Here is an 11,701-nt window from a genome sequence, read left to right on the forward strand (position 1 = left end):
ATAGGTTGGCTATTGTTCTTTAGCAAAGCGGGTCGCCCGCTGCCGAAGCTGGCGGTAATCCAGCCTCTCCTGACGCTTCGATGGGGCAGCCTCAATCCAAGCCGTAAGCCCCATGATGCCGTGCGAATCCGAGGCGATCTCATACTCCTGCCCGCCAAAGGAGAAATGCAGCACTGATTGCCCCTCAGACATGAAAGCAGCCTCGTCATCGTCCAATGGGCGCGTGCCAATTAGTTCGACGTCGAGGCGATTAAAGCGCAGGTCTGCTTGCAGTGAAACGGAGCGAAGCTTGAAGTATTCAACATACTCGCCGTTGTAGCGCATCACACCATGGCGCCAAGTGTGGGAATCCTTAGCCGGCAAGGAACGCAGCAGTACTGAGGTCCCGCGCTCACGCAGCATAAAGAAACGGCGTGCGGCGAGGAACAAACAGGCCAACACAATGAGCCCCACCGCAAGAAGGAACAAACCAATTACTGATGAATTCATATTCAGGTGCTCCTTACTGCTAGGCAACCGTAGCTGATGAATGAATTCTAACGCTTTAGTTGCACCAAATGCCACTAATCGCGCTAATGAATGGCGAGATCGAAAAAGCGCTCCATCTCCTCGTGTGGAGGAAATGGAGCGCTTCGAGAGCGGAAGGGCTTTGCTGCCCGTTACTCTCCTAGCCCTTGTTGGCGCGGCGCACAGCACGCTGTGCGGCTGCACCGCGGTTGTGGACGAGAGCTTCGTCAGACTTCTGGTCTTCGGAAGCCTGTGCCTCATCAACTTCGGTGGACCAGGTGGCCCAGTTGGCGAGGACAGTGATCTTGTCCCTGGACACGGAGAGGAAGCCACCCTGGACAGCGGCGACGAGGCGCTCGCCGTCCACTGGGTGGATGGTCACGACGCCGTTCTCGGCCAGCTGGCCGACCAATGGCTCGTGACCAGGAAGCACGCCGATCTCACCCTCGGTGGTCTCAGCCGTAACCAGCGTGGCCTGTCCAGACCACAGCATGCGCTCGACGGATACCAATTCAGCGGTGATGTCAGCCATGTGCCACTCCCTACTTCTCGGTGAGCTTCTTGTACGCAGCCTCGACGTCGTCCAAGCCACCCAGGCCGTTGAAGGCCTGCTCTGGGTAGTGATCGAACTCGCCGTTGCAGATGCGCTCGAAAGCGTCGATGGTCTCGGTCAGCGGGACGTAGGAGCCTGGCAGGCCGGTGAACTTCTCTGCGACGAAGAAGTTCTGGCCCAGGAAGCGCTCAATACGACGTGCACGCTGAACGGTGACCTTGTCCTCCTCAGACAGCTCGTCCATACCAAGGATGGCGATGATGTCCTGGAGTTCCTTGTTCTTCTGCAGGATGTGAATAACACGCTGTGCAACTTCGTAGTGGTGCTCGCCCACGATGGACGGCTCCAGAATACGAGAGGTAGAAGTCAGCGGGTTCACAGCCGGGTAAATACCCTTGGAAGCAATACCACGGTCCAACTCGGTGGTTGCATCGAGGTGGGCGAAGGTGGTGGCCGGAGCCGGGTCGGTGTAGTCATCCGCAGGAACGTAAACGGCCTGCAGAGAGGTAATCGACTTGCCCTTCGTGGAGGTAATGCGCTCCTGCAGGACACCCATCTCGTCAGCCAGGGTTGGCTGGTAGCCAACGGCGGAAGGCATACGGCCCAGCAGGGTCGAAACCTCAGAACCTGCCTGGGTGAAACGGAAGATGTTGTCGATGAACAGCAGCACGTCCTGGTTCTGCACATCGCGGAAGTACTCCGCCATGGTCAGGCCGGACAGAGCCACGCGCATACGGACTCCTGGCGGCTCATCCATCTGGCCGAACACGAGGGCGGTGTCCTGGAGAACGCCCATCTCTTCCATTTCGAGGAAGAGGTCGGTGCCCTCACGGGTACGCTCGCCGACGCCGGCGAAGACGGAAGTACCGGAGAACTCGCGTGCGATACGAGTAATCATCTCCTGGATAAGAACGGTCTTACCAACACCTGCACCGCCGAAGAGGCCGATCTTGCCGCCCTTCACGTACGGGGTCAGGAGGTCGATAACCTTAATACCGGTCTCCAGGATTTCGGTCTTGCCCTCGAGCTGGTCGAATGCTGGCGGCTCGCGGTGGATGCCCCACTGCTCGCCGTCGCGGCCCAGACCAGGCTGGTCGAGGCAGTCGCCCAGTGCGTTGAAGACGTGGCCCTTGACCACATCGCCGACTGGAACGGAGATTGGCTTGCCAGTATCGGTCACGGTAGCGCCGCGGACGAGGCCGTCGGTCGGTGCCATGGAAACGGTACGGACGAGGTTGTCACCGAGGTGCTGAGCGACCTCGAGGGTGACGGTCTTTGCAACAGCCTCGAGAGTAATCTCGACGGTCAGTGCGTTGTACAGTGCCGGCAGTCCGCCACGCGGGAACTCCACGTCGACGACCGGACCGATGACGCGCACCACACGGCCGGCAACAGCCGACGACTGTGTGTTCTGCTCTTGCAGAGCTGAAGTCATAATCTAGTCACTTTCTGCGCTTTCGGCGAGCGCACCAGCGCCACCGACGATCTCTGTAATTTCCTGGGTAATCTGTGCCTGACGAGCCTGGTTGGCCACGCGCGAGAGGTTCTTGACCAGCTCGGTAGCGTTGTCAGTAGCAGACTTCATTGCGGTACGGCGAGCGGCGGACTCGGAAGCGGAAGCCTCCAAGAACATCGCGAAGAGGATGCGAGAGACATACTGCGGGAGCAGACTCTCCATCAACGTGTCCGCATCCGGCTCGAACTCGTAATCAGGGGTGACCTGATCAGCGGGCTCGGCGTCGGAAAGCGCGGACTCGCCGAGGTGGAATTCCTCGTCCTCGATGACCGGAACCACTGGCAGCAACTGCTGGGCACGCGCGGTCTGAGTCAGCATGGACTCAAACTCGGTATACACAACGTGGACCTGGTCGAAGCCACGGATGGCCTCGCCCTCGGTGTTGATGCCTTCGCGGTACTTAGCGGTCCCCTTCGAACCTGCAATGAATCCGTCAATCATGTGACGACGGACATCGTGGGTGGTTTCCCAGGACGGATCCTGGGAGAAACCAGCCCAGCTGCCTGCAACGTCAGCTTCACGGAACTTGTAGAAGCCAACGCCTTTATTACCCGTGACGTAGCGGACGGTCTCGTAGCCCTGCTTCTTGAGCAGTGCTTCAAGCTCGGCTGCCTTCTTGAAGATGTTGTTGTTGTAGCCACCGCACATACCGCGGTCAGAAGAGACCACGAGAATAGCGGCGACCTTGCCATCTTCACGTTCACGAAGCATGGGGTGATCCAGCGAGCTGGCCGCTGCGAGCCTGTTCATAACATTCGCAAGCTCGTGTGCGTAAGGCAGTGATGCCTCAACCCTTGCCTGTGCCTTGGTAATGCGCGAGGTAGCAATGAGCTCCTGTGCCTTGGTGATCTTCTTGGTGGAATTAACGGACCTGATGCGGTCACGCAGTTCACGAAGATTAGCCATGGTGTTCGCTCCTCCCTTCTTTTATCTAGACGGTTGATTCTTAGAGCTGTGCGGACTCTAGTTAGCCGTCTTGCGGGAGACGTTGAGCTCGGTCTTCTTCACCTCAGCCGCGTCGAGCGGCTCAACCGGTGCCTCGGAGCCAATGTTGTGGCCCTCGGAGGTACGGAAGGTTGGGGTGAATTCCTTTGCAGCCTTAACGAGCGCATCCTTGGACTCGTCGGACAGAGCCTGGCCACCAGCGATCTGCTCGAACACCTGTGGGGTGTTGGAGTGCAGGTACTCGTGAACTTCAGCTTCGAAGCGACGTACATCCTCGACGGGAACGACGTCGAAGATGCCCTGGTCTGCCAAGTAGATGGAAACCATCTGGAACTCGACAGGCTGCGGGGAGGACTCTGCCTGCTTGAGCAGCTCGACCAGACGCTCACCGCGCTCGAGCTGTGCCTTGGAGGCCGGGTCGAGGTCGGAAGCGAAGGCAGCGAATGCCTGCAGGTCACGGTAAGCAGCAAGCTCAAGACGCAGGTTACCGGCGACCTTCTTCATGCCCTTGGTCTGCGCAGCGCCACCCACACGGGAGACGGACACACCGACGTTAATTGCCGGACGGACGCCCTGGTTGAACAGGTCGGACTCCAGGAAGACCTGGCCGTCGGTAATGGAAATAACGTTGGTCGGGATGAATGCGGAAACGTCGTTTGCCTTGGTCTCGATGATCGGCAGTGCGGTCATAGAACCTGCGCCCATGTCGTCGGAGAGCTTTGCAGCACGCTCCAGCAGACGGGAGTGGAGGTAGAAAACGTCGCCCGGGTATGCCTCGCGGCCCGGCGGACGGCGCAGCAGAAGGGAAATCGCACGGTAGGCCTCAGCCTGCTTGGTGAGATCATCGTAAATAACCAGGACGTGGTTGCCCTGGTACATCCAGTGCTGCCCCAGGGCCGCACCGGAGAACGGGGCGAGCCACTTGAAGCCGGCAGCGTCGGAAGCCGGAGCAGCCACGATGGTGGTGTACTCCAGTGCGCCGTGCTGCTCCAGGGTGTGGCGGACTCCAGCAATGGTGGAGCCCTTCTGGCCGATAGCGACGTAGATACAACGTACCTGCTTATCCTTGTCGCCAGACTCCCAATTAGCCTTCTGGTTCAGGATGGTGTCGATGCAGACTGCGGTCTTACCAGTCTTACGGTCACCAATGACCAACTGACGCTGACCACGACCAATCGGGGTCATTGCGTCAATAGCCTTGATGCCGGTCTGCATCGGCTCTTCAACCGGCTGACGCTGCAGCACGGACGGTGCCTGCAACTCGAGGACGCGGTCCTCTTCAGCGGCGATTGGGCCCAGGCCGTCGATCGGCTGGCCCAGTGGGTTGATAACGCGGCCGAGGAATTCCTCGCCCACGGGGATGGAAAGGACTTCGCCAGTCCTCTTGACCTCGTCGCCCTCGGTGAGGGACTCGAAGTTGCCCAGGACAACGACACCGATGGAGTTGGTGTCGAGGTTCTGTGCGACGCCGATAACGCCGCCTGGGAACTCGAGCAGCTCATTCGCCATAACGGATGGCAGGCCCGAAACCTGCGCAATACCGTCAGCTGCCGAAATGACCACGCCGACCTCCTCACGGGAGGCCTCCGCGGAGTAGCTCGAGGTGTAGTTCGCAATCGCGCTACGAATCTCATCGGAGGAGATCGTCAGCTCCGCCATGTTCTTCCTGCTCTCGGTAGTATCTTCCAGCAATTACTTAATCATTTCTGTCGTTTCGGCTAAGCCATCTTGGCACGCAGGCGGGCAATCTTGCCTGCCGTGGAACCGTCGATAACTTCATCGCCGACGCGGATGGCCATACCACCGAGGAGGCTGGTGTCAACCTCAGAGTGAATGGACATCGCACGACCATAAATTTTGCCCAGCTTCTCAGCGAGTGCTGCACGCTGGCTATCATTCAGCTCACCCGCGGTGGTGACGCGTGCAATGGTGCGACCCTGCAGCTGCGCTGCGTAGTCGGCCAGAGCGGCGACATCATCGATGGGGTTCTGCTCAGGGCGGCCGATGGCCTGGAGCGCAAGCGCCTCAGAGAACATCGTTACCTTGCCGTAGAGCACGCTTGCCAGCAATCCGCGCTTACGTGCGGACGTAGCAGTTCGATCGGAAAGCAACTGGGTCAGCTCTGCCTCGTTCTTCAGGATGCTGGACAGACGGAAGAGCTCGTCTTCCACCTGGCCCAACTGGCCCTGAGCCTCAGCACCACGCAGGAGTGCGCGGCGACCAAGGGATACGAGACCCTTGACCAAGTCACGAGTGGAGGACCACTGCTCGGCTGCAGCTGCTTCGATGACCTGAGCGGCGATCGGAGCAATCTTGGAGCCGAAGAGGTTCTGCACCAGAGACTTGCGGGTGTCGGCCGGAACGGCGGCGTCGGTTAGCGCAACGCGCAGTTCGCGGTCTGTATCAAGGACATCGACGACCTCGAAGAGGTCGAGACCTGCCTGTGCAGCGCTCGCAACAGCGTTGTCCGAAGCCAGAAACTGATCCAGCTTGAATTCAACGCTCGCGAGAGCTTCGCGGCTAGCTGCCTTCATAGTTGCCTACTTTCCGGCCGGTGCCACAGAATCGAGCTCGGACAGGAAGTTGTCAATCGTGGAGGACTGCTTGGTAGCGGACGAAAGCTCGCCGCCGAGCAGCTTCTCAGCCAAGTTGATGGAGTTCTGTCCGATTTCGGAACGCAGCTCGGAGATGACCTGTGCACGGGAAGCCTGCAGCTGCTTCTCGCCAGAGGCGACAATGCGGCGGGATTCTTCCTCGGCCTGGGTCTTAGCCTCAGCCTCGATCTGCTTGCCGCGCTCGCGCGCCTGCTCACGGATCTCTGCAGCTTCTGCACGTGCGTCAGCAAGCTGTGCGTTGTACTTCTCGAGAGCAGCCTTAGCTTCAGCCTGCTGAGCCTCAGCACGCTTCATGCCACCCTCGATTCGGTCCTCGCGCTCCTGGAGCATCTTGTTGTATGCCGGAAGAACGAACTTCCAGAACAGCCACAAGATGACAACGAAACAGATCAAAGACCAGAAAATGTCATAGTTCTTGGGCAGAAGGACGGAGAAGCTGCCGGAACCCGGGTTCTCCTCCCCCGCCGCAAGCGTATAAAAGACGTTGTTCATGTGGTCTCCAGTCTTAAAAGGTTGGTTTAGGAAAACGCGAACTTTTTAGAACAGGAAGCCTGCAACGAGGCCGATAAGTGCAAGAGCCTCGGTGAAGGCGATACCAAGGAACATGGTGGTACGCAGCTGGCCGGCCATTTCAGGCTGGCGAGCCATAGCCTCAACGGTCTTACCGGCAACGATGCCGATACCGATACCAGGGCCGATTGCGGCGAGGCCGTAGCCAACAGCCTTCAAGCTGTCGAGGTTAGCGGCAGCATCCTGTGCAAGAATGATTTCGTTCATGGTGAAAGTCGTTCCCTTTCGTATGTCCTGTCCGCATTCTTACGAACAGGGAGATAGTTTCTGTGAAGTTGAGATTTTTCTCGGTCGCGCTCGTCGACCTCGTCCTTAGTGCGAATCCGCGTGGAGGGACAGTTCGATGTACACCGCCGTCAGAAGGGCAAAGATGTAGGCCTGCAGGAAGATGACCAGGAGCTCGAACAAGCTGAATGCAAGTCCCAGAACAATGGTCAAACCAGACAGTGCCGTCCAACCGTTCAGCTGCCAGAAGAAGAAGTTCGAAGCAGAGAACAGGAGGACCAGAATGATGTGTCCAGCCAAGAAGTTCGCCATGAGACGAATGGCGAGGGTAACTGGTCGCAGAATGAAGGTCGAGAAGAACTCGATCGGCACAACGAGCAAGTGCAGGACCGGCGGAAGGTTAGGAATAACCACCGAGGACTTAACAAACTTGCCGAAACCGTAGCGCTTTGCACCGGCGTAAATCATTGCGATGTACGAAACCGCTGCAAGAACGATAGGCATACCGATACGACCATTCGGCGAGACGTTAAGTCCCGGGATGATGGTCGGTACGTTCATAAACAGGACTGCGAAGAAGATCGTCGCGATAACCGGGAGGAATCGCTTCGCCTCCTTCTTACCCAAGATGTCTTCGGCGATGTAGATGCGGACAAAATCGACCGCATGCTCGCCGACATTCTGCAGACCCTTTGGAACCAACTTGGGGTTCTTAAAGGCCAACATGAAAAGAACCACCAATACCAGCGTCATCAAGATGCGCACCAGCATTAGGCGATCAAGCGCGAACCATCCGTCGGCAAAGTCGCCGAAGAACAGATGGTCAGCATCTACTTGCCCCGGGAAGAATTCTTCACCCAGATCAGGCGCGTGGAAGTGCCCTTTCATGGCCAATGTTGTAACGCTCAGCGTTCTCTCCCGTGTTAGGGCCGCCGCAATTGGATATTGCGGACGGTGCGATGGACGTCTCAAGCTCTCTGTCACGACTTCGGACTCCGTCGCACATCTTCGAAGAAGTGACAGGGATTGACCGCGCGGGAGCCGAAATCTCAATGACCTCGCAGCTAGCAAGGAAAATATTTCGGTTCCGCGGTAACCCGCACGAAATAATATCAGTTCAGCGCGTTTGAGACGTGTAGCAGGGTGGAGCCGAAATGACACCACCCCGCCCCGCTTCGCTATTTCCCACTTTTAAGGCTTATGACTAGGCAAAAGATCTTTTATGGCCTTTGTCACACACAGGAAATATGCACCACCCCGGGGGTGGAATTTACACACTTTTCACACGTTCCCCCAAGGAAGGTACCTGCCCCACATTCGGGTTATATGGCGCAAAACATAAGCCACCCCGGGCAAGCAGACAACGAATGTCCACCCACCACGGGGTACAGGCCGATAAGTTCGGCAAAAATGGGTTAGCGCGAGAATTTAATGCACGTAAGATACGCGGGCACTGACTACGCCCCATGCCTCTGTGCCGAGAGTCGCCAAGAGCGCCAGGACTACGGTCACGAACATGGCCATCTTGTCGTAAAACTCAAGGTCGCGGATCACGGCCAAGATGATAATGAGGACCAAGATCTTCACCAGCCAGCTGCCCATCACCACGATGATGGTATTGGTCGGCGAAGTCTTGGATGCAGCGAGCACAGACACCACAGTCAGCAGTACGAAACCGCCGCCGATGCCGGCGCCAATTACGACGCCCCAAATGCCGGGTAGTCCGCGCATACTACCCCAGACAGCCAGGGACAAGATAGTTATCGCTACCAGTGCCATCGAGCCGAAGTTTAAGGCACGCTTGAGCGGCAAAACTGGATCATCAAAGTCTTCAACCTTGTTAATCGGCGCATCATTCGCGGCGTTGTTAGTCATAGGCAAAAAGCCTACATCACGCCCGCGTCTATGAAGGATCCGTATGGGCTACTACTGTGGCGCCAGGCTTGGCGCGTCCGAGCTTGCCCTGGCGAAGTGGGATGAGCGTGACGCCGAAGGCAAAGAGCAAAGCCAGCACCGTAATAGTCGTTGCGAGAACCGGCGGGACTATGGAAAAAGACACGGCCCCAAAAGCTACAGCGGATACCCACAAATAGAGGACGAGTACGGTTCGGCGGTGAGTATGACCCAAGGACAAGAGGCGGTGGTGGATGTGCGCTTTGTCCGCAGAGAAAGGCGAACGCCCCTGTGAGAGTCGGCGAATAACCGCCCAGACAAGGTCCAGGACTGGAATAAATACAGCAGCGGCCACGACGATGAACGGCGAAGCGAGAGCCACCATGTCGACAGTACCGTACAAGGACATATTGATCTTGCCCGAGGCAGACGTCGAAGCCGCCGCCAGCAGCAGGCCAATGAGCATCGATCCACTGTCCCCCATGAAGATACGAGAAGGCTCAAAGTTGTGGGGCAGGAATCCGGCACATATACCCACCAGCGCTGCCGCGATGATTGCGGGCGGATATGCGGAGACCGCACCACCTTGATCATGCAAGACGGTCAGGGAGAAGACCAGGATCGCGGCGCCTGCAATAAGGCCTAGGCCGGCGGCGAGACCGTCAAGGCCATCCACGAAGTTCATAGCGTTAATCAACAGCACCGTAAAGAATGTAGTCAAGAGCGTGCCCTGGATTTGGTCGAGAAGAACCGTAGTTCCATCCCCCAGCGGGATGAAGAGCAACGTCCACGTCAGACCGAGGCCGCTCATGATTCCAGCGGCCAGTAATTGGCCCACTAGTTTGACTACCGCACTGAGCTCAACAAGATCGTCGATGACACCCACAAGCACTATGGCCAGCGCCGCCCATAAGACCGCGTTCATCTCCGGGGTAACGGGCATAAAGCCGCGAGTCAATGCTGGAAACTGACCCGCAATGAATACCGCGGCCGCAAACCCGGTAAACATCGCCACGCCGCCCATCTGCGGGGTGGGTTGAGAATGCGAATCTCGCAAGCGAATTTCTGCCACTCGGCCAGTGCGGACCAAAAAGCTCCGAACTAAGCCAGTGGCAAGATAGGTAAAGGTCGCTGCGACGAGAATAACGAGGGCTATCTCGCGCAGCGGTACTCCAGTTCCGCCCACACACTCTCCTTTTCGCTCGGGTTCTTGTCTTTGCTACTGCGCCTCAGCGCCTAGGCACTACTACGCCTCAGCGCCTAGGCGCCAGGACGGGTGCGCAGAGACTCTGCGGTCACACCAATAACCGCAGCGATTTCCTCCGCGGACAGCGCACCCTCGCGCAGCAGGTACGGACGCTCCCCGGAGAGGTCGATGATGGTGGAGGGCTTTCCAATTGCGGTCTCGCCGCCATCGAGGTAAACGGTCACGGCTTTACCCAGCTGTTGCTTTGCCTCAAGGGCGGTGGTCGGCGGGGTCTGACCGGAAATGTTTGCGGAAGACACAGCCATGGGGCCTACCTCGCGCAACAGTTCAATCGCGATCGGGTGCAGCGGCATACGCAGCATCACGGTGCCGCGGGTATCGCCGAGGTTCCAGGGCAGAGACGGCGCCTGTGGCACCACGATGGACAGGCCGCCCGGCCAGAAAGCCTCGACCAAGGTACGTGCGGTGTCGGTATAGCTGGAAACTAGGCCGCGGATTGTGTCCCACGATCCCACTAGTACTGGGACCGGCATGTCAGGACCGCGATGTTTGGTGGCCAGCAGGCTTGCCACGGCGTCGTTGTCGAACGCATCGCAGCCCAGGCCGTAAAGAGTGTCAGTTGGCATCACAACCAGACGGCCCGACTTCGCAGCCTTTACTGCGAGTGCCATTCCCTCTTCGCGCTCTGCTTGGTCGGCGCAGTTATAAATCTTTCCCTGCATGCTTTCCTCACTTCATGTTTACAGACCAACCTACTGTACTCCTGCGGAGTAGGCGCTTACACTTTGCGCGCCGTAACGAAACGGGCGATGCCTGTCAGATCCCGCAGCACGGCGATATCGGTGAACCGTCCATCAGCGTGGAGCACAGCCTGCACTGCAGCGCTGGTGGCGTCGTCGTGCTCGATGCCCACTCTCCCGCCGGGCTTGAGCAGCTCCGCGATGCGCGGGACGAGGCGGTTGATTATAGCCATACCGTCCTCCCCACCAAAGACTGCCATGTGTGGGTCGTGGTAGACCTCGGGCTCGAGATCTGGGGTTTCCGGCACATAGGGCGGGTTGGTGAGCACGAGGTCGACGCTGCCGTCGAGCTTGCGCAAGGTCGCAGGCGCAGTCGCGTCGCCCTGGACAAGCCGCAGCCCCTCGCCGGCCACGCGGGAGAGGTTGCGCTGCGCATAGGAAAACGCCTCATCGGAGAGCTCGACCGCGTACACCTCGGCTTCCGGCATTTCGTGCTTGACGTAGCCGGCCAGCGCGCCGCTACCGGTACACAGGTCGACGACACGCGGAGGCGACGCGGGAACTGTAAGAGCTGTAGGAGCTGTGTGCTTGGCGACGTCGCGAAGCATGCGCACTCCCCAATCCGCCAGGACTTCAGTCTCGGGGCGTGGGATGAACACGCCTGGTCCGACCTGGAGCTCAAGCGGGCCAAACCACGCAGTACCGAGGATGTGTTGCAGCGGCTCGCGGGCGGCACGGCGCGCCACCCAGCCCTCGTACGCGATGTCGAAGCCCGGGATGGGAGCTGCATCAAGGTCTATGTCCATGTGCCCGCAGCCGATGAGCTCGGCGGCCAACAAACGGGCATCCCACTCGGGGCTGGGAACTCCAGATGCGCGAAAGCGCTCCGCGGCGTCGCGAAGCGCTTCTGCGTAGGTGTGAAAAGCCACC

Annotated in this window: 13 protein-coding genes; all 13 read right to left on the reverse strand. The window is 58.7% G+C overall.

Features of this window, described 5'->3' with window-relative positions; genetic code table 11:
- Positions 1 to 9 precede the first annotated feature (9 nt).
- Positions 10 to 489 (reverse strand): DUF2550 domain-containing protein, encoded by a 480-nt coding sequence (locus HMPREF3148_RS03960; RefSeq protein WP_049062707.1) that lies wholly within the window; start codon positions 487 to 489, stop codon positions 10 to 12.
- A 178-nt stretch (positions 490 to 667) separates the two neighbouring features.
- On the reverse strand, positions 668 to 1,039 hold the full coding sequence (locus HMPREF3148_RS03965; RefSeq protein ID WP_005532062.1) for a F0F1 ATP synthase subunit epsilon: 372 nt from the start codon (positions 1,037 to 1,039) through the stop codon (positions 668 to 670).
- Positions 1,040 to 1,049: 10 nt separating this feature from the next.
- Positions 1,050 to 2,495, reverse strand: coding sequence for a F0F1 ATP synthase subunit beta (atpD, locus tag HMPREF3148_RS03970; protein WP_005532061.1), 1,446 nt, complete (start codon positions 2,493 to 2,495; stop codon positions 1,050 to 1,052).
- A 3-nt stretch (positions 2,496 to 2,498) separates the two neighbouring features.
- On the reverse strand, positions 2,499 to 3,482 hold the full coding sequence (locus HMPREF3148_RS03975) for a F0F1 ATP synthase subunit gamma (protein ID WP_049062706.1): 984 nt from the start codon (positions 3,480 to 3,482) through the stop codon (positions 2,499 to 2,501).
- Positions 3,483 to 3,539: 57 nt separating this feature from the next.
- Positions 3,540 to 5,180 (reverse strand): F0F1 ATP synthase subunit alpha, encoded by a 1,641-nt coding sequence (atpA, locus tag HMPREF3148_RS03980; RefSeq protein WP_046645538.1) that lies wholly within the window; start codon positions 5,178 to 5,180, stop codon positions 3,540 to 3,542.
- 59 nt (positions 5,181 to 5,239) lie between these two features.
- Entirely contained in the window at positions 5,240 to 6,055 is an 816-nt protein-coding gene (locus tag HMPREF3148_RS03985; RefSeq protein WP_005532054.1) for a F0F1 ATP synthase subunit delta, read from the reverse strand.
- A 6-nt stretch (positions 6,056 to 6,061) separates the two neighbouring features.
- The gene (locus tag HMPREF3148_RS03990; protein WP_049062704.1) at positions 6,062 to 6,628 is read right to left on the reverse strand and encodes a F0F1 ATP synthase subunit B; all 567 of its coding nucleotides are present in this window, start codon (positions 6,626 to 6,628) and stop codon (positions 6,062 to 6,064) included.
- Between the two features lie 45 nt (positions 6,629 to 6,673).
- Positions 6,674 to 6,913 (reverse strand): ATP synthase F0 subunit C, encoded by a 240-nt coding sequence (locus HMPREF3148_RS03995; RefSeq protein WP_005532052.1) that lies wholly within the window; start codon positions 6,911 to 6,913, stop codon positions 6,674 to 6,676.
- Positions 6,914 to 7,018: 105 nt separating this feature from the next.
- Positions 7,019 to 7,819, reverse strand: coding sequence for a F0F1 ATP synthase subunit A (gene atpB, locus HMPREF3148_RS04000; protein ID WP_005532051.1), 801 nt, complete (start codon positions 7,817 to 7,819; stop codon positions 7,019 to 7,021).
- A 540-nt stretch (positions 7,820 to 8,359) separates the two neighbouring features.
- A complete protein-coding gene (locus HMPREF3148_RS04005) occupies positions 8,360 to 8,806 on the reverse strand; it encodes a Cg1360 family ATP-synthase-associated protein (RefSeq protein ID WP_049062703.1) in 447 nt (148 codons plus the stop codon).
- 28 nt (positions 8,807 to 8,834) lie between these two features.
- Entirely contained in the window at positions 8,835 to 10,010 is a 1,176-nt protein-coding gene (locus HMPREF3148_RS04010; protein ID WP_034657597.1) for an MraY family glycosyltransferase, read from the reverse strand.
- A 74-nt stretch (positions 10,011 to 10,084) separates the two neighbouring features.
- The gene (locus tag HMPREF3148_RS04015; protein WP_049062702.1) at positions 10,085 to 10,753 is read right to left on the reverse strand and encodes an L-threonylcarbamoyladenylate synthase; all 669 of its coding nucleotides are present in this window, start codon (positions 10,751 to 10,753) and stop codon (positions 10,085 to 10,087) included.
- A 56-nt stretch (positions 10,754 to 10,809) separates the two neighbouring features.
- On the reverse strand, positions 10,810 to 11,700 hold the full coding sequence (prmC, locus tag HMPREF3148_RS04020) for a peptide chain release factor N(5)-glutamine methyltransferase (RefSeq protein WP_070508746.1): 891 nt from the start codon (positions 11,698 to 11,700) through the stop codon (positions 10,810 to 10,812).
- Position 11,701 lies beyond the last annotated feature (1 nt).

Origin of the sequence: Corynebacterium sp. HMSC05D08 (assembly GCF_001807215.1) — a bacterium.
Lineage (GTDB): Bacteria > Actinomycetota > Actinomycetes > Mycobacteriales > Mycobacteriaceae > Corynebacterium > Corynebacterium striatum.